The organism is Streptomyces sp. enrichment culture (assembly GCF_964272895.1).
GTDB lineage: Bacteria > Actinomycetota > Actinomycetes > Streptomycetales > Streptomycetaceae > Streptomyces.
In genome coordinates this window covers 4,348,028-4,365,433 of record NZ_OZ186832.1, presented here as the reverse complement: position 1 = coordinate 4,365,433, position 17,406 = coordinate 4,348,028, and the positions used below count along the sequence as shown (strand labels likewise).

General features: G+C 70.3%; 16 protein-coding genes. 7 read left to right on the top strand and 9 right to left on the bottom strand.

Translation table 11 applies throughout. From position 1 onward, the window contains the following. The first annotated feature begins 65 nt into the window (after positions 1-65). The 4 genes from ACSU6M_RS19770 (at position 66) to ACSU6M_RS19755 (ending at position 2,911) form a co-directional block, all read left to right on the top strand. Positions 66-737: a hypothetical protein gene (locus ACSU6M_RS19770; protein WP_437071075.1), complete on the top strand. Its 672-nt coding sequence runs from the start codon at positions 66-68 to the stop codon at positions 735-737. Then, complete coding sequence (locus ACSU6M_RS19765) at positions 734-1,816, top strand: hypothetical protein (protein WP_437071074.1); 1,083 nt, start codon at positions 734-736, stop codon at positions 1,814-1,816. Before ACSU6M_RS19770 ends, ACSU6M_RS19765 begins: the two co-directional genes overlap by 4 nt. A 212-nt stretch (positions 1,817-2,028) precedes the next feature. After that, a complete protein-coding gene (locus ACSU6M_RS19760; protein ID WP_437071073.1) occupies positions 2,029-2,448 on the top strand; it encodes a hypothetical protein in 420 nt (139 codons plus the stop codon). Beyond that, a complete protein-coding gene (locus ACSU6M_RS19755; RefSeq protein ID WP_437071072.1) occupies positions 2,438-2,911 on the top strand; it encodes a hypothetical protein in 474 nt (157 codons plus the stop codon). The genes ACSU6M_RS19760 and ACSU6M_RS19755 overlap by 11 nt, the downstream gene beginning before the upstream one ends. 237 nt (positions 2,912-3,148) lie before the next feature. On the opposite strand, the gene ACSU6M_RS19750 is transcribed toward ACSU6M_RS19755, so the two are convergent. The 6 genes from ACSU6M_RS19750 to ACSU6M_RS19725 all read right to left on the bottom strand — a co-directional run bounded on the left by ACSU6M_RS19750 (position 3,149) and on the right by ACSU6M_RS19725 (position 7,982). After that, a complete protein-coding gene (locus ACSU6M_RS19750; protein WP_437071071.1) occupies positions 3,149-3,811 on the bottom strand; it encodes a hypothetical protein in 663 nt (220 codons plus the stop codon). A gap of 3 nt (positions 3,812-3,814) precedes the next feature. Beyond that, positions 3,815-4,423, bottom strand: a complete 609-nt coding sequence (locus ACSU6M_RS19745) for a hypothetical protein (RefSeq protein WP_437071070.1) — start codon at positions 4,421-4,423, stop codon at positions 3,815-3,817. Between the two features lie 11 nt (positions 4,424-4,434). After that, positions 4,435-5,694, bottom strand: coding sequence for a hypothetical protein (locus ACSU6M_RS19740; protein WP_437071069.1), 1,260 nt, complete (start codon positions 5,692-5,694; stop codon positions 4,435-4,437). A gap of 67 nt (positions 5,695-5,761) precedes the next feature. After that, positions 5,762-7,255 (bottom strand): putative T7SS-secreted protein, encoded by a 1,494-nt coding sequence (locus tag ACSU6M_RS19735; RefSeq protein WP_437071068.1) that lies wholly within the window; start codon positions 7,253-7,255, stop codon positions 5,762-5,764. A 26-nt stretch (positions 7,256-7,281) separates the two neighbouring features. Further along, positions 7,282-7,602, bottom strand: a complete 321-nt coding sequence (locus ACSU6M_RS19730) for a hypothetical protein (protein ID WP_437071067.1) — start codon at positions 7,600-7,602, stop codon at positions 7,282-7,284. 77 nt (positions 7,603-7,679) lie between these two features. After that, on the bottom strand, positions 7,680-7,982 hold the full coding sequence (locus ACSU6M_RS19725) for a WXG100 family type VII secretion target (protein ID WP_437071066.1): 303 nt from the start codon (positions 7,980-7,982) through the stop codon (positions 7,680-7,682). A gap of 297 nt (positions 7,983-8,279) precedes the next feature. Here ACSU6M_RS19725 and ACSU6M_RS19720 point away from each other — a divergent pair, with 297 nt between their 5' ends. Beyond that, positions 8,280-12,839, top strand: a complete 4,560-nt coding sequence (locus ACSU6M_RS19720; RefSeq protein ID WP_437071065.1) for an FtsK/SpoIIIE domain-containing protein — start codon at positions 8,280-8,282, stop codon at positions 12,837-12,839. Positions 12,840-12,849: 10 nt separating this feature from the next. After that, positions 12,850-13,446 carry a hypothetical protein gene (locus ACSU6M_RS19715; protein ID WP_437071064.1) on the top strand — a complete coding sequence of 199 codons (597 nt, stop codon included), beginning with the start codon at positions 12,850-12,852 and terminating at the stop codon, positions 13,444-13,446. Here the strand turns inward: ACSU6M_RS19715 and ACSU6M_RS19710 are convergent. After that, complete coding sequence (locus tag ACSU6M_RS19710) at positions 13,439-15,241, bottom strand: serine/threonine-protein kinase (RefSeq protein ID WP_437071063.1); 1,803 nt, start codon at positions 15,239-15,241, stop codon at positions 13,439-13,441. The two genes, ACSU6M_RS19715 and ACSU6M_RS19710, sit on opposite strands and share 8 nt — an antisense overlap. Before the next feature lie 76 nt (positions 15,242-15,317). Further along, positions 15,318-16,166: a menaquinone biosynthetic enzyme MqnA/MqnD family protein gene (locus tag ACSU6M_RS19705; RefSeq protein WP_437071062.1), complete on the bottom strand. Its 849-nt coding sequence runs from the start codon at positions 16,164-16,166 to the stop codon at positions 15,318-15,320. A gap of 286 nt (positions 16,167-16,452) precedes the next feature. On the opposite strand from ACSU6M_RS19705, the gene ACSU6M_RS19700 reads away from it, so the two are divergent. Continuing rightward, positions 16,453-16,656, top strand: a complete 204-nt coding sequence (locus ACSU6M_RS19700) for a cold-shock protein (RefSeq protein ID WP_003992177.1) — start codon at positions 16,453-16,455, stop codon at positions 16,654-16,656. 117 nt (positions 16,657-16,773) lie between these two features. Here ACSU6M_RS19700 and ACSU6M_RS19695 read toward each other — a convergent pair whose 3' ends face one another. Then, positions 16,774-17,340, bottom strand: a complete 567-nt coding sequence (locus ACSU6M_RS19695) for a helix-turn-helix domain-containing protein (protein WP_437071061.1) — start codon at positions 17,338-17,340, stop codon at positions 16,774-16,776. Positions 17,341-17,406 lie beyond the last annotated feature (66 nt).

Below are 17,406 nucleotides of genomic sequence, written 5' to 3'. Positions count from 1 at the left end.
AACCGCCAGCCCCACCGATAGCGTCAGGGCACTTGACTGAACGTCTGTCTCACGGGGAGTTCACTGTGAAGCGCCGCACCTTGCCCACCGCCGCCGCGCTCGCCGCCGCCGCGTCCCTTCTGCTGACGGCCTGCGGCAGTGACGACGACGCCTCCAGCGACAACGACAAGATCGCCGGAGCCGAACAGGGCACGACCGAACCGACGAAGTCGGCGGAGCCGACAGCATCACCGGAGAGTGACCAGCCGGACGGAGTGGACCTGTCCCTGCCGGCCGACATGAAGCTGGTCTTCGACTGGGAGAGGCCGGCGGACAAGAACGAGGCGGCGGCGATGGACGACGCCGCGAACTTCCTCCGCGCCATCTACCGTGGCGTGGACAAGCGCACGACCAAGGACCCCGCCCTGGCGACCTATGGCGTGGGCGACGGCCTCCACTACGGCGAGGTCCAGATCAACGAATGGATCAAGGGCGGCTGGACCGCGACCGGCACCCGTCGTCACTACGACGTCGCCACGCGATCCGCCCCGAACGGTGGGTCCGTCGAGGTCGCGTTCTGCGCGGACACCGGGAAGTTCTACGGCAAGGAGGTCAAGACGGGGAAGGTCCTGAAGACCGATCCCAGCCCCAAGGACTTCGGTCACTACAAGATCATCATGGTCAAGTTCCCCGCGCGGGAAGGTCTCTGGCAGGCGTCCAAGGTGTTCGTCGAGAGGGGTGCGGCACAGTGCCGATGAACAGGCTTCAGCGAACGCTTGTCGGCAGCAGCACGACCCTCGCTCTCACGATCGGCACCCTGATTCTCGCGGCGCCCCACGCCGCCGCGGAGCCGGTGGACTTCGGCAAGGGCGGCGGAACCGAGACGAGCGGCGGCGGCGACGGCACCGGCATCTACGCCGCCGCCCGCATCACCTACTCCGGCTCGGTCGCCAAGGGCGGCGGCAGCGGCAACGTGACCTCCGCCGACGTCAACTGGACGCCGCCGCCCTGCTGGTACGCCCCCTACCTCGGCGCCAAGGACTTCAAGAAGAAGATGTCCGAGGACATCGAGAGCCAGATGAACACCCCCGGCATAGGCGGCACCGCCGGAGCCGCGCTGAGCGAGCTCCAGCGGCACTACGAGGACGAGTACGGCTGGACCGACACTCCCGGCTACAAGGACTACAACGTCGCCAAGGACGGCGAGGGCATGTTCTGGGCCGCCGTCGAGAACCCGAACGAGCCCGACGTCCTCAAGCGCAGCTCGTGCAACGACCTGCCCTTCTGGGTCGACAACGGCGAAGCCCCGCCACCCCAGTACGAGCAGGCCATCGACCCCGAGATCCTCGCGGCCCTCGCCTACCAGCACATGCAACTCCCCGACACCGAGGTCAGCCTCGCCCCCCAGGGCACCACCAAGGTCAACCTCCCCACCTGGGCCTGGCTCGACAAGGCCGTCTTCGACCAAGTCCAGGCCACCGCCTCCCTCAACGTCCCCGGCTTCAACATCCAGGCCACCACGACCGCCAAACCGGTCGCCCTGAAACTGGAACCGGGCACCCCGGACGCCGAGACCTACCCGTCCTCCGGCGAATGCGCCCTGAACCCCGACGACTCCATCGGCGAGCCCTACGCCAAGGGCAAGGCCGACCGGACCCCACCCTGCGGCCTGCGCTACCTCCGCTCCTCCGGCAACGGCACCTTCACCCTCAAAGCCACCATCACCTGGGACATCACCTGGACCGGCACCGGCGGCGCCGGCGGCGACCTGCCCGACGGCACGTTCGGCAACGACCAGGCCGTCACGGTGCAGGAGATCCAGGCCGTCAACCGCTGAGCGAGACCGGCGAGATTGCGCAGAAGTTCGCGGGTCTCGACGTCTGGAAGGACGACATCACGTCGGTGGTGGGTGCACCACAGATCAAGGGCACGATGAAGGGCTCGACCTGAGCAACAAGTTCGGCGATGCCGCTACGGACGACGGATACAGCAGGATGAAAGGCCGCATGACGGCACCCGTGGGATCCCGATGGTGAAGGGGGCCAGCCGATGACAGACCCGCAGCCCGCCGACCATGCTGACGAGGGTGTCCGGTCAGCACACTGGCTCCCGTACGGCGTGGCCGCCGTCAAGATCGTCTTCATCCTGGTGGTCTTCCGCTCCATGGTCGGCCCCTTCACCGAAGACTTCTTCGACGAGGAACTGCTCCCCATGCCGACCTGGGAGTGGTCGCTGTGCTCCGTCACCCCCGGGATCCTGATCCACCTGGCCCGGCGCCCCGAGATCTGGGCGCAGCTGGCGGGCGAGCGCATGTTCCTGAGGATCGCCCTCACCTTCTATCTGCTCTATGCCCTCGCCTTCGCCCTGGGCCAGGGCGAGTGGATCCTCTGGATCGCCGTCGCGGCCAGCGTCGGCGGTTTCGGGGGGATGCTCTACCTCGATCGCAGGAATCCGGCCGATGTCCGCTGAACAGACTGTCCCGCCTGAACAGACTGACGTGACCCAGGCGACCGTGGCGGTCACGGGCTACCGCATGCTCCTCCCCGATCAATGGGCCCAGGTACCTCTTCGGCAGGGCACCGAGGAGGCTGTCGAAGCCATCCTGGAAGACGCATACACCCGCATCCCGAAGGACGCGCCTCCGGTCAAGGCCGGCCCGTACAAGCGGGAACTGGCCCGTAGGTTCCGCCCAACCGTGGCACAGGCTCAAGAGGCCAAGGCACTCGACCTCTATCTCCCGGTCAAACCCGTGGGAGACGGCACGTTCAACCTGGGCGCGTCGATCCTCGTGTCCGAGACCGTCCTGCCCCGTCGCGGGGAGCGTCAGGCGTCCGAACCGACAGAGGTGGCCGTACTGCTGTCCAGGGACGGCGTCGAAGGAGTCGGCCTCGGCTCCGGAGAGATCGACGGCGTCCTGGCCGTACGTCCATGACGCCGAGTGGAAGCCGGTGGGTGAAGCCGTCCTTGAACAAACGCACTTCGTCGTCATGCCGTCGGTGCGACATACGCCCCGGCACACCGATCCCGCTCCGCACCGGCGAGGAGTGACTCGACATGACACGCCAGTGCAGGACAGCACCCTGGGGGAGAGCGGCTCGGTGCGCGGACGGACGCGGGAGTGTATGTCCCCGCCAGCCCTACCGGTACGCTGACGCTCCCTGCCGGACGCTCACGTGTTGCGCGCCGACTTCTCCGCTCTCCCGTGGATGCCGGTCGTCGCCGCTCTCGATGCTCCGCCCCCATGCTCGACGGTGAGCGTCTGCGCTATGGCGTGCGCCGTCTCCTCCATCTGGGCCGAGATCCCGGGGAACGTCCAGGAGACGAGAAGCATCAGTGCGCACGGTGTGCCGGTCGGGAGGACTCCGTAGGTGAGGGTCTCCAGGAGAATTCCGGAGCCGCCGGGGGGCGGGTCCGCAGCGGCGAAGTTCTGGCGGATACGAACGGCTCGGCCGATCGGCAGGTCGGTGAACGAGATCTGCGGTGGACCGAAGTCGTCAGCGCTGAAGGTCTTGGCAAGCCAGTCGAGCGTGATGACCGGAACCATGGAGTCGGGATGGATCAGGTCGAGCTCCAGGGTCGCGAGGGCCGTGTCGAATCCCTCTGGATACAGCAGGAAGGCGTCGACCGGGTCGCGCCGCCGGCTGTCCTCCAGCCGGGCCCGCAGGTCCTTGCGCAGCACTCGCCGGTCGATATCGAATCCCGCCCTGGCGCTCCGCTCGGCCAGCTCGTCCATCGTGCTTCTGGCCCAGGTCCGGGCGTCGTCGTGTCCTGCTACCGGGAGGCGCACCCACTGCGGCGAAGGGGCGATTCCGAGGGCCAGATCGGACGTCATACGTCACTCCTTCCAGACCAGTGACCCGGCGACTGCGTCGAAAAGCTCCACCATGGCGTCGGCGATCTTCACCAGCGGTGTCGAGAAGGACAGCAGCAGATGTGCCTCGCTGCCAGGCACGCGCAACTGGTAGGTCACCGTGACGGAAGGCAGTGCGTCACCGATCGTCGCCTGCGTGCGCCCTTCCACGGGGTCGACCCGGACCCTTACCGCCGTCCCTGCTGCGAGTTCCACGACGGATACGCTACGTCCGTCGCTTTCGGTGCCCTGGAGTTCGTCGGCGAGGGCCTGCGGGGAGGGGAGCGCCGACTCCGCGTTCCGGGCCGGAACCAGGGTGATGAGCAGGGATGCCGGGATGGTCAGGGCACCGGCACGCTGCAGGCTGATGTAGAGCTCGATGCCTCCTTCTTCGTATGCCTTGGTGGCCTGGTGGAGCAGCTCCTGCTGGAGCTGGCGGCGCAGGTTCGGCGCGTCGTCGGCACCGCTGAACCGCTTGTTCACCAGCGCCTTGACGGATCTCTCGCGATGCCGTGGGTCGAGCAGGATACGGAACCAGCCATCAGGCAGCATCAGTTGATAGTCGCGCGGCGGCACGTCCTGGGCGGCGGACACAGGGCGGACGCTCATCGAGGCTCCGGTCGTTCAGGGCGGTCGAGTTTGAGACGGCTGGTGAGCTGGTGGACGATCGGTGGGGCCAGCTCGCCGAGCACGGTCATGGCCCCTAGGAGACCCGCCACTTGGGCCACGCCCTTGTCCGAGCCGAGCCCCATCAGCGGGAACAGGGCGAAAGCGGTGATCACGATCGGTTCACCACCGCCGATGACACGGGCCGGCCAACCGGTCCGCCGTCGGGCTTCCTCAGCGTTCAGCGGCGCCATCAGCCGGGCGTCGGACGCCATCGCCCACCGCTCGGCCGACAGGCCCCGTGGTGTCTCGTCCACGGTCGGCAGCCCGAGCACCGCCACCAGCTGGGACCAGTTCTCGGCACCTGCCGGCCCGGCGAACCACCATCGCCAGGGCAGCAGGGCCCGTGCGGACCCGTGGCGGTCCCGGAACTCGACACCGACGGGGGAACCGGACGAGGGGTCCATGACCCGCACGAGGCGAGCCACCTTGTGCGCCCCATCCCGCGGCAGCCAGCGTTCCTGTCCCACGGTGTTCGTCAGTACGACGTCGGAAGGCAGGATCCGGACGGCCGCCGTCTCCTGGAAACGGCGGGTGGTGCTCGCCCCGCGCTCCGGTGACGGTCCGATCACTGTCACCACGTTCCGCGGTGCACTCGCACGCCGCCGCCACCACAGGCTGAACCTGGTGGCGAGATCGCCCCCCGGCACCAGGAGGAGCCCGGCAGCGGACGCGAGGAGGGTCCACCGGCTGCCGCTCCCCGTCATGGGGACGACGAGGAACAGGAGGAACCAGGCAAGCAATCCGAGACCGCGCACCCAGCCGTGCCAGACCGGCAGTTCACGAAGCACGACCCGGTCATACCGGGAACCCGATCCGTCCGAGCCGGAACCCTCCGGTGCCACCGGTGACTCGGTCAGTGGAATGCCCAGCGCTTCGGCGAGGGCGGGCAGTCCCGTCCTGGTGAGGCACTCCCGTGGGCTGACATCGATCAGACCGACGACGCCGGCTTCAGGTAGCCAATCGGCAAGCGTCAGCTGCACGATCACCCGGCCTCGGGCGTCCTCGAAGCTGACGACGCCCCAACGTGCCGCGGAGGTCTTCGCCCCGGACTCAGGCCCCGCGGCGAAGGCAGCCCGCTGAATGCCCCCTTCGCCCACGGGATACCGCTGCTCCCGCCTGTTCCGGTCCCGGACGACCAGTTCACGGCCGCCGTCGGTGCTGCGGCAGTAGACCCGGGCATGCCGTACGACATCCACGGTGGCAGCGTGTGCCTGTCTCGGGCGCAGGGCGGGTTCCGGCAGTGCGCTCCCGGCCGGTGCTTCGTCAGCCATTGCTCGTGGTCCAGGCATCCTTGATCCCGGTCGCTCCCCAGAGGCCGTCGTCCAGCGCATCCGTACCCAGCGCGTCCCCGACGGGTGCTGTGATCTGCTTCTTGTCGGCAGCGTCGATGAAGGTGGCCGCGGCGGTGGTGCCCTGCCAGATGTGCGTCTGCGTCTGGAACGTGTCCAGCGCTGCCCGTACTTCGTCGACTTCGCGCACCTGCGGGGCGATGTCGTCGATCTTCTGAGTCAAGGTGTCGAGGCCGCTGTCGCCCACCTTGAAGCTCGCGCCCTCCCAGGTGCTGCTCCGGAAGAGGTCCCGCACGTTGCTGGGGCGGAACTCCTTCACACCTTTGAGCCCGTCGAACCACTCCTTGGCGATGGCCTTGGGGCTGAATGCCTCGCCCAGGCGAGACGCTCCGGGGAACCATCCCTTGGGCGCATGGGCCATGGCTTCGGCGGCGGCCTTGCCGCGCATCGTTCCACCACTCAACTGGTTGGCCACCTTCCACGCCTCCGTCTGCGCCCTCTTGTAGGCCGCACTGCCGACCTTGGCCGTGACGCCCTCCATGACCTGCCGGTAGGCCGCCGAGCGTGCGAGGGCCCCCGCCGCCTCCATCGCGCCCTTGGCCCCGGCCAGAGCTCCGCGGCCGATGCCCAGGGTGGCGAGCCCGACGACATCCAGGGCGACGTCGAACCAACTGCCTTCACCCGCGAGTGCCAGCAGCACATGGCCGATCAGAGACAGCAGGGTGGCTGTCAGGGCAATGGTCCCGAGAAGACCGGCCAGCGCTTGTCCGATGACGGGGATCCACCCCACCATAAGGGACAGAGTCCCGCAGATGGTGGCGACCCAGCCGAGCCCATCGAGGAGCTTCTGGAGACCCGCCGCCCTGTCGTGCACCCAGTCCTTGAACTTGTCCCAGGTGCCGTCCTTCAGGCCGTCGTTGTCGATGGCGTGCCGGATGCATTCACGCGCTCTGGCCGCGGCGCCATCGCGTACGTCCTTGGCGGCTTCCAGACTCCTCTTCGCACGCTCCAGCGCCGAGGCGGCCTCCTCCTGCCGCCGTTCCAGTCTCTTGCGGTCCGGATCGTCGTCCGGTGCGTCCTTGGGGAGCCTGTCGATCGCGCTGCTGCTCGCCTTGTGTTCGTCGTGTGCGTCCTGGGCCGCACGCAGGGCCTTGTCGGCCATCGCCTGGGCGCGATGAAGCTCCGAGGCGTACTCCTTGGAGTAGCCCGCGTCGACCTTCACCTTCTCGCCGAGCGCGTCAGCAGCCGCGTCATAGCGCTTGAATGCCTTACGAAGCTTTCCCTCGGCCTCGTCGGCTTCCTTCCGGAACTCCTCGGCGGCCTTGCTCTTCCACTCCTCGACAGAGGAAAGAGCCTTGATCTCGTCCGCCTGCTTCTTGATGGCATCCGCGGTCTTGCGCAGCTCGCGGCCGAGCCTGGCGACTTCTTCGGGGTCCCCGGGGATCGGATCCGACGCCTCGCCGATCACGGCCCACTCATCGGCACGAGGACGCGTCACTTCTTCCCTCCCTTGGGCCCTGGCTTCTTGTCGGTGCTCCGCAGGGCCTCGGCGAGCTGGTGATCAAGGTCGTCGTACGCCTTGGCGGCGGCGGAAAGGATCTTGGACAGCTTCTCCAGTTCATCCGTCAACCGCTCGCGATGGATCTTCCAGTTGTCACCGAAGTCGTCGAAGACATCCACCAGCCCCTGGTCTCCGAGGACGGAAACACCCAGCCCTTCTGCGGGGTTGGCGTTCTTCTCGAATTCCCGGTGGATCTTGGAGAGCGAGTCGGCACTGTCCTTGATTCGTTCGAGATCCGCAGTCTGGTCAGACATGACTTCCCCGTTGAAGTGAACGGAACGATGGGGCGAACGAATTCGCCCGCCCCATCGTCACGCGGACCGGCGTGCGGTCACTTGCTCCGCGCCGCCTTCGCCAGCTCCTCATCGATCTGCTCGAACTTGTCCGCCGCGTTGGTGAGGTAGTCCCCCATGCCGTCCAGACCGTCCAGGGTGTCCTTGGTGCCGCGGACGAACTCGTCGAAGTTCTCGTCGAATGCCTTGGAGGAGGACTTGGTGACGTAGCCGGACTCGACCAGGTTCTTGATGTACTTGCGCAGGCCGTCCAGCTTCTCCTGGAGCTTCTCCTTCTCCTTCACGACATGCTTGGCCGCGTCGCGCATGTCCTGGTATGTGATGTCAAGGTCCTTGGCCATGAAGCCGCTCCCTCTGAAAAACGCCGCAGGGCCAACCCCCGTGGCTCCCTGTTTGCGGACGTGTCGATCGTGTCGGCCGGCCAGGGGCCGGACGGAACCGGTGTGATCGTCCGCCTTGCGGCAGCAGCTTACGGGTGTGGCTTGTGGTGTCACATCCCGCCTTTGTGAAGACGGCGAGAAGACCACGGTCATGACGCCGCTTGCCCGTTGCCATCGGGAAGCCCGGCCCCCTCCCCCTTGGTCGGCGGCTCCGGGGAGCGGATATCGTCACAACGAATCGCACTGGGGAGGACTAGCGTGCGCCTGACTCTGACCGTCGTCGATCCGTTCGGCGGGGGCTCCGCCGACGTGGTGCTCGATGCCGATCCCGAGTCCACCGTCGGGGACATCGCCCAGGAGCTGGCCAAGCAGGTCGGGGGCGTCGGCGCCCAGGTCATCCCCATCGGGCAGCACCCGATACAGACGGGTGGCAGCCCGCTCGTCTACGTCGACGGGTACGCCGTCGATCCCGGCGCCACCGTCGTCGGGTCACCGCTGCGCGACGGGGCCGTGGTCAGTCTTCAGGACCCGGCCGGGTGTCTGCCCGGTGAGCCGACGGGGCTCGTGGAGCTGCGGGTGGTCGGCGGGCCGGCCGCCGGGTTCGTGCACCGGCTGGGCGTCGGGCGCTACGACATAGGCAGCGGGCCGGCCTCGTACATCCGGATCGACGACCCCGAGGTCGACGCCCGCGCGCTCACCCTCTCCGTCTCCGCCGACGGCACCTGCACCCTCGCCGTCCACGCCGAGGACAAGGACACGGTACGGCTCGACGGGGAGGCCCTCGAGGGCGACGAATGGCCCCTCGACGCCCAGGTCGCCCTCGGCAACACCCTTCTGCAGCTGTCCCGTTACACCCCGCCCGACGCCGCCCTGAAGTGGTCCGACGACGGCATCGGGCTGGACTACAACCGGCCGCCCCGGCTGCGTCCGGCCGAGCGGCAGACCAAGTTCCGGCTGCCCAGCGCGCCGCGCGAGTACGAGGCGCGGCCGCTGCCCTGGCTGATGGCGATGACGCCGCTGGTGGGTGCCGTCGTCTCGGTGCTGATCTTCCAGCGCTGGTACTACCTGATCATGGCTGTCCTCAGCCCGATCTTCCTCTTCGCCAACTACTTCAACGACAAGAAGCACGGCCGCAAGTCCCACGCCAAGCAGGTCAAGGAGTACAAGGAGCAGAAGGAGCGGATCGAGGCCGACGCCCAGGAGGCGCTGCGGCAGGAGCGGGCCGACCGGCGGCACGCCGTGCCCGACCCGGCCACCGTCCTGTCCATGGGCACCGGCCCCCGCACCCGGCTCTGGGAGCGGCGCCGCGCCGACGCCGACCATCTGCTGGTCAGGGTCGGCACCGGCACGCTGCCCTCCGAGGTCGTCCTCGACGACCCCGAGCAGGACGACCACCGCCGCCAGGTCACCTGGGAGATCGAGGACGCCCCCGTCGCCCTCTCCCTGCGCTCCCTCGGCGTCATCGGCATGGCCGGTCCCGGCGACTCCGCCCGCGCCCTCGGCCGCTGGGCCGTCGCCCAGACCGCCGCCCTGCACAGCCCCATGGACGTCCAGTTCTGCGTCCTGAGCGACAACGCGGCCCGCGAGAGCTGGGACTGGCTGCGCTGGCTCCCGCACGCCCGCCCCGCCTCCGGCATGGACGTCAACATCCTCATCGGCACCGACGCCGAGACCGTCGGCGCCCGTATCGGCGAGCTCACCCAGATCCTGGACGCCCGCAAGAAGGCCGCCGAGCAGAACCGCGGCCAGAACGCCACCTTCTCCGACCCCGACATCGTCGTCGTCTGGGACGGCTCCCGGCGGCTGCGCTCGCTGCCCGGCGTCGTACGGCTGCTGCGCGAGGGCCCCTCGGTGTCGATGTTCTCCCTCTGCCTGGACGCCGAGGAACGGTTCCTGCCCGGCGAGTGCCAGGCGTTCGTCGTCGCCGAGCCCCGCGCTCCCCGGCAGCAGCAGACCACGGCCGACACCCCGCAGCCCGCCGCCCCCGGCGGCTTCCCCTCCTTCCACGCCTGGCACACCGCCGGTCAGCAGGAGCCCGGACGCGGCGACGACCGCCCCCTGGAGCTGCGGCTGCGCGTGGAGGAGGCCGGCGCCGAGCGCATCAAGGACGTACGGCCCGACTTCGTCTCCCCCGCCTGGTGTCTGCGCCTGGCCCGCTCCCTGGCGCCGCTGCGCGACATCAGCGGCGAGACCGAGGACTCGGCCCTGCCCGGCTCCTCCCGGCTGCTGGACGTCCTCCAGCTGGAGCCGCCGACGCCGGACGCGATCACCGCCCGGTGGCGGATGGGCGGGCAGTCGACGCTGGCCGTCATCGGTGAGTCGTACGACGGCCCCTTCGGCATCGACATCCGCAAGGACGGCCCGCACGGCCTGATCGCCGGTACCACCGGTTCCGGCAAGTCCGAGCTGCTGCAGACCATCGTCGCGGCGCTCGCGGTGGCCAACACGCCCGAGAACATGACGTTCGTGCTCGTCGACTACAAGGGCGGCGCGGCCTTCAAGGACTGTGTCCATCTCCCGCACACCGTCGGCATGGTGACCGACCTCGACGCCCACCTCGTGGAGCGCGCGCTGGAGTCGCTGGGCGCCGAGCTGCACCGGCGCGAGCACATCCTCGCGGCCGCCGACGCCAAGGACATCGAGGACTACCAGGACCTCGTCCGAAGGGACCCCTCCCACAAGCCGGTTCCCCGGCTCCTCATCGTCATCGACGAGTTCGCCTCGATGGTGCGCGACCTGCCCGACTTCGTCACGGGACTCGTCAACATCGCCCAGCGCGGCCGTTCCCTCGGCATCCATCTGCTCCTCGCCACCCAGCGGCCCTCCGGCGTCGTCTCCCCCGAGATCCGCGCCAACACCAACCTCCGCATCGCCCTGCGGGTGACCGACGGCGGCGAGTCCTCCGACGTCATCGACTCCCCCGAGGCCGGGCACATCTCCAAGAGCACTCCGGGTCGCGCCTACGCCCGGCTCGGCCACGCCTCCCTCGTCCCCTTCCAGTCCGGCCGCGTCGGTGGCCGCCGCCCCGGCGCCGCCGACCCGAGCGCGCTCGCCCCCTGGGTCGGGACGCTGGCCTGGGAGGACCTGGGCCGGGCGGCGCTGGCCAAGCCGAAGACCGAGGCGCGCGAGGACGACGAGATCACCGACCTGAAGGTGCTGGTCGACACCATCCGCGAGGCCAACCGGACGCTCGGCATCCCGCCGCAGCACAGCCCGTGGCTGCCCGCGCTGGACGAGACGCTGCTGCTGGACGACATCCAGGCCCCCGCGTTCACCGCCGCGCCCGGCAAGCTGCCCCCGGCGCCCTACGGTGTCGAGGACCTGCCCGCCCAGCAGTCCCGCCGCCCGGTCGCCGTCGACTTCGCGAGCTTCGGCCACCTGATGATCGGCGGCGCCCCGCGCAGCGGCCGCTCCCAGGTGCTGCGCACCATCGCCGGCTCCCTCGCCCGCACCCACTCCGTCGCCGACGTCCACCTGTACGGCATCGACTGCGGCAACGGCGCGCTCAACGCGCTGACCCGGCTGCCGCACTGCGGCGCGGTCGTCGGCCGCAACCAGACCGAGCGCGTGATCCGGCTGGTCAACCGGCTCAAGGGCGAGATGGACCGCCGCCAGAACCTGCTGGCCGACAAGGGCTTCGCGGACATCGGCGAGCAGCGGGCCGCTGTCGCCGAGGACGAGCGGCTGCCGCACATCGTGGTGCTCCTGGACCGCTGGGAGGGCTGGGTGCCCACCCTCGGCGAGGTCGACCACGGCTCGCTCACCGACGAGCTGCAGACGATGATGCGCGAGGGCGCCAGCGTCGGCATCCACCTGGTCCTCACCGGCGACCGCACGCTGCTGGTCGGCCGGATCGCCACGCTCACCGAGGACAAGTACGGTCTGCGCCTCGCCGACCGCAGCGACTTCTCCGCGCTGGGCATCCCGGCCCGCAAGGTCCCCGAGGAGATCCCGCCGGGCCGCGCCTTCCGCAACGAGTCCGGTACGGAGACCCAGTTCGCGCTGCTCGCCGAGGACACCACCGGTCAGGGCCAGGCCGCGGCGCTGGCCGCGATCGGCGAGGCGGCCGCGGCCCGCGACGCCGAGGTGCCCCGCGAGCGGCGCCCGTTCCGCGTCGACAGCCTGCCCAGCCGGATCTCCTTCCCCGACGCGTGGGAGATGCGCGACCCGGGGGCGTCCCGCTCCAAGCTGTTCGCGCTGGCCGGTATCGGCGGCGACGAGATCGTCGGCATGGGTCCCGATCTCGCCGAGGGCGTCCCGGCGTTCGTCATAGCGGGCCCGGCGAAGTCCGGCCGCTCGACGGTCCTGATGAACTTCGCGCAGTCCTACCTGGCCCAGGGCGTACGCCTGGTGATCGCGGCGCCCCGCCAGTCGCCGCTGCGCCAACTGGACGGCACGGACGGCGTGCTGAAGGTCTTCACCGGCGACGACATCGACGAGGACGACTTCGAGGAGCTGATCGACGACGCCGAGCCGTCGACGCAGGAGCCGGTGGCCGTCCTCATCGACGACGCGGAGATCCTGGAGGACGCCGACGCCGCGAGCCAGTTCAAGAAGATCGTCTCGCGGGGCGCCGAGCGCGGTCTCGCCCTCGTCATCGCCGGTGACGAGGAGGACGTGTGCAGCGGCTTCTCCGGCTGGCAGGTCGACGCCAAGAAGGCCCGCCGCGGCATCCTGCTCTCCCCGCAGGAGACCTCCAGCGGCGACCTCATCGGTCTGCGCCTGTCCCGCAGCCTGGTCGGCGGCCAGGTCGCGCCCGGCAAGGGCATGCTGCACCTGGGCGACGGGGAGCTGCGGACGGTCGTGGTGCCGGGGTGAGGGGGCGTCGGTGAGCGGGGGTTCGGCGCGGCCGAAGCGCCGGAAGGCGGCACCGGCGAGTCTGCGCTACGAGCACCGGCGGGTACGGCTGCCGGGGCCGAAGGAGCGCGACCGCGGCTGGATCCTCGGCTGCCTGGGCATGCTCCTGTCGGGGCTGGTGATCATCGTGCCCGTGGTCATGGTCGAGATGACCTGGGGCGTCGAGCTGTGGGGCGAGACCGCGGACGACTGGCCGGGCCGCGGCTACGGCATGGCGGCGACCGTGGGCGCCCTGGTGCCCCCCGCCTTCGCCGCCTTCGTCGCCCCGCTGACCCGTATGAACTGGGCCCGCAGCAAGGTCCGTTCCCTCGCCTGGGCCTGCGCCGCCCTGCCGGGGCTGCTCGCCTGCCAGGCGCTCGGCGGCCTGATCTCCGGCGTGCTGCGCCCCAAGCGCCGCCGGGACTGGGACGCCGAGTGCTACAGCGAGGGCCACGCCTGCTGGATCCACGTGCACTACCCGTGGGTCTGGCTGGTCGGCCTCCTCACCACCCTCGCCGTGGGCGCGCTGCTGGTCGCCGTACTCGTCAGGTACGCGGCACCCCGCGCCGAAGAGGCCCCGGCTAGCTGACCCTCGACATCCGCGCCTCCGGGTTCCCCGACTCCGCGCTGTCCGACTCGTACGTCAGGTCGTCGCCGGTCGGGACGAGCCGGACCGTCGTCGGGGCCGGGTTGCAGCCGCTGTGGTTGTCCTTCGCGCCGACGGAGGTGGCCACGAGCTGCTGGGCGGTGACCTCCTTCAGGGTCAGTACGTCGGTGCAGACGCCGCCCGCGATGTCCGTCTGCCGCAGCCGGCCCAGCTCCTCGCCCACCTGGACCTGCCGGACGGTGAGACGGAAGGTGCCGATGGGCAGCCTGCCGTCCAGGGCGGTGCCCTGGCCCTCCCAGGTGCCGAGGTAGCGGTCGGGGACGCGGGGCGCGCTGCCGGAGGCGTCGGTGGGGGGCGGGGAGGAGGACAGGGAGGCGTTCGGCGCCGGGTCGTACGCCTCGCCGGAGCCTCCGGCCGCGTCCCGCTGTCCGTCGCCGGGCAGCAGGTCGAACACGAACACCGACCCGATGGTCACCGCCGCCAGCGCGCCCGCCACCGCCAGCACGACGGAGCAGCTGAGCCGGCGGCCGCGCCCCTGCCCCGCGGGCGTCGAGTCCGCGGACACGGTGACGGACAGCCTGCCGGGCCGTTCCCGGTCCGAGGGGGCCGCCGGGGCCGGTCCGTCGGGTACGGCGGCCGGGCCGGGCCCACCCGACACGGCCGACGGCGAGGACGGCGACCCGGACGGCATCACCGGCGGCGGCCCGAACACCCCCGCCGCGACGGCGTCGGCAGGCACCCCGGAGGACGCACCCCCGCCCGGCGACCCCGACCCCACCGGACCCGGCACATCACCCACCGCCCCCGGCCCACCCCCGGACCCCGCCCCCACCGGCGTCCCGAACGCCACCGGGCCCGAAGCCACCTCGTGCCCCGGCTCCCCGGCCTCCATGTTCAGCAGCTGGACGGCGCTGCGGCTGACCCGCTCCACCAGCGCCCCCGGCAGCCAGCCGCCGGCGACCAGGCGGGCCGCGCCCTCGGGGGCGAGGCGGCGGGCCAGCTCGGCGGGGGCCGGGCGCTCGCCCGGGGTCTTGGCCAGGCAGGCGGCGACGAGGTCGCGCAAGTCGCCGTCCAGCGCGCCCAGTTCCGGCTCCTCGTGGACGACCTTGTACAGCAGGGCCGCCGAGGAGTCCCCGGGGAAGGGCGGTTCGCCGGTCGCGGCGTAGGCCAGGACCGCGCCGAGGGAGAAGACGTCGGCGGCGCCGGTGACGCCCTTGCCGAGGATCTGCTCGGGCGACATGTAGCCGGGGGAGCCGACGGAGACGCCGGTGGAGGTCAGGGAGGCCGTGCCGTCCGTCGCGCGGGCGATGCCGAAGTCGATGAGGAGCGGTCCGTCGAGGGTGAGCAGGACGTTGGAGGGCTTGACGTCCCGGTGGACGAGCCCCAGATCGTGCACCGCGGCCAGCGCCTCGGCGAGGCCCGCCCCCAGCACCCGTACCGAAGGCGCGGGCAGCGGGCCGATGTCGGCGACCGCACTGGTCAGGGAGGGACCCGCGGCGTACGCGGTGGCCACCCACGGCACCGGTGCGTCGGGGTCGGCGTCGAGGACGGGGGCCGTCCAGGCCCCGCCGACCCGCCGCGCGGCCGCCACCTCGCGCCGGAAGCGCGCGCGGAACTCCTCGTCGAGCGCGAGGTGCGGGTGCACGATCTTCACGGCGACCGTACGGCCCCCGGCGCTGCGCCCCAGGTAGACCCGGCCCATGCCGCCGGAGCCCAGGCGGCCCAGCAGCCGGTAGGGCCCCACCGTGGTGGGTTCGTCCGTTCCGAGCGGCTGCATGCCTCCCCCTCCCCCGAAGGACTCCCCAGCAGGTTACGGCCTCACGCCGGAAGGAACCTCACGGCCGGAAGCAACCTCACGGCCGGAGCAGCTCCACCTTCACATCCGCCGGGAACCCGGTCGTCGGCCCCACGCGCCGGGCGAACTCCGCGACCGCCTCCAGCTGGGGGGCGCCGAAGCGGAAGTCGAGGGTGGTGAAGTACCGCTCCAGGACCTCCTCGTCGAACGCCTCCCAGCGGGCCGCGTGCTCGGCGACCTTGGTGACCTCCTCCAGGGAGAGGTTGCGGGAGGCGAGGAACGCCTCGTGGACCTGGCGGGTGAGCACCGGCTCGCGCTCCGCGTACTCGCGGCGGGCCGCCCAGACGGCGAAGACGAAGGGCAGGCCGGTCCACTCCTTCCACAGGGCGCCGAGGTCGTGGACCTGGAGGCCGTAGCGGGGGCCGTCGAGGAGGTTGGCGCGCAGGGCGGCGTCGCCGATGAGGACGGCGGCCTCGGCCTCCTGCATCATCAGGCTGAGGTCGGGCGGGCAGGTGTAGTAGTCCGGCCGGACCCCGTAGCGCTCGGCGAGCAGCAGCTGGGCGAGGCGGACCGAGGTGCGCGAGGTGGAGCCGAGGGCGACACGGGCGCCGTCCAGCCGGTCCAGGGGCAGCTGGGAGACGATCACACAGGACATGACCGGGCCGTCGCAGCCGACCGCGATGTCGGGGAAGGCGACGAGGTCGTCGGCGTTGCGCAGGTACTCCACCAGGGTGACCGGGCCGACGTCGAGGTCGCCGGCGATCAGCCGCTCGCTGAGCTTCTCGGGGGTGTCCTTGGTGAGCTCGAAGTCGAGGAGGGTGCCGGTTCTCGCGAGCCCCCAGTACAGGGGCAGGCAGTTCAGGAACTGGATGTGGCCGACGCGCGGCCGGGTGCGAGAATTGTCCACATCGTGAGGCTAGACCCTCCGTCCCCGGCCCCCGCGCCCGGCCCTGCCATCGACCGGGTGACCGGCTTGTCAAACATTCGGGTGACGTGATCTTGACCTCTATTGCTTTCGGCTGCCCGCGTGCTAGGCTCGCCGCAAGTTGCAGTTTGGTTTCCCTTGCAGTACAGAGCCTGCGGAGCATGTGACCGCGGGCTCTCGTCGTTTTCAGGCGGATGCAGTTGTGCAGAACTCGTCTCACACTTGCTGGTTCTGGAGCAGGGCAACCCTTTGAGCCCAAGGAGGGCTTATGGCTACCGGAACCGTGAAGTGGTTCAACGCCGAAAAGGGCTTTGGCTTCATCGCCCAGGAAGGCGGCGGCCCCGACGTCTTCGTCCACTACTCCGCGATCAACGCGAGCGGCTTCCGTTCGCTTGAGGAGAACCAGCAGGTGTCCTTCGACGTCACGCAGGGCCCGAAGGGCCCGCAGGCTGAGAACGTCACCCCGGTCTGATCCCTGAGGATCCGATCGAGTCGAGTGCAGTACCCAAGGAGCCCCGCCGCCGTCACGGCAGCGGGGCTCCTGCCCTTTTGTTGAATTCCCGGTGAATTCTCAGATGAGCCGCACGACTCAGATGTGCTGCATGATCAGTACGAAGCGGCTGCCGGCCTCCAGTGCCTCGTACGCATGCGGAACGTCCCCGCGATAGCTCATGTAGTCGCCCGGTCCGAGCTCCACGCCCTCCCCGCGCGGGCCCGCTTTCACTTTCCCGGCGCTGACCACGATGTGCTCCACCGACCCAGGAATGTGCGGTTCCGAATCCCGTACGGTGCCCGGCTCCAGCCGGATGTCGTAGATGTCGCGGCGCACGCCGGGCGGGCTCGCGGACAGCAGGGTCGCGACATAGTCGGCCTGCTCGGAGCGGACCGCGGGCCCCTCCCCCGAGCGGATCACCCGGACCGCCGGAACGGGCGGTTCCACCAGCGTGCTGAACGGTACGCCGAGCGCCACGGCCAGCGCCCAGATCGTCTCCATGCTGGGGTTGCCGCTCGCCGCCTCCAGCTGGGACAGCGTGGACTTGGCGATCCCCGCGCGCTTGGCCAGCTCCGACAGGGACAGACCGGCACGGGTGCGCTCGCGCCGCAGGGCGGCGGCGATCCAGTCGAGGGGGAGGCGGGGCGGTACGGGTCCCGGCATCTTCGTTCGCTCCATCGGTACGAGACGTTCGCCTTGACGAACGCAGGGCCTACTGTTCATTGTAGA

What these genes read in the sequence shown, in the direction of transcription:
- ACSU6M_RS19765 (WP_437071074.1), top strand. Translation starts at nt 734, where the DNA reads ATGAACAGGCTTCAGCGAACGCTTGTCGGCAGCAGCACGACCCTCGCT.
- ACSU6M_RS19760 (WP_437071073.1), top strand. Translation starts at nt 2,029, where the DNA reads ATGACAGACCCGCAGCCCGCCGACCATGCTGACGAGGGTGTCCGGTCA.
- ACSU6M_RS19755 (WP_437071072.1), top strand. Translation starts at nt 2,438, where the DNA reads ATGTCCGCTGAACAGACTGTCCCGCCTGAACAGACTGACGTGACCCAG.
- ACSU6M_RS19750 (WP_437071071.1), bottom strand. Translation starts at nt 3,811, where the DNA reads ATGACGTCCGATCTGGCCCTCGGAATCGCCCCTTCGCCGCAGTGGGTG.
- ACSU6M_RS19730 (WP_437071067.1), bottom strand. Translation starts at nt 7,602, where the DNA reads ATGTCTGACCAGACTGCGGATCTCGAACGAATCAAGGACAGTGCCGAC.
- ACSU6M_RS19725 (WP_437071066.1), bottom strand. Translation starts at nt 7,982, where the DNA reads ATGGCCAAGGACCTTGACATCACATACCAGGACATGCGCGACGCGGCC.
- ACSU6M_RS19710 (WP_437071063.1), bottom strand. Translation starts at nt 15,241, where the DNA reads ATGCAGCCGCTCGGAACGGACGAACCCACCACGGTGGGGCCCTACCGG.
- ACSU6M_RS19700 (WP_003992177.1), top strand. Translation starts at nt 16,453, where the DNA reads ATGGCTACCGGAACCGTGAAGTGGTTCAACGCCGAAAAGGGCTTTGGC.
- ACSU6M_RS19695 (WP_437071061.1), bottom strand. Translation starts at nt 17,340, where the DNA reads ATGCCGGGACCCGTACCGCCCCGCCTCCCCCTCGACTGGATCGCCGCC.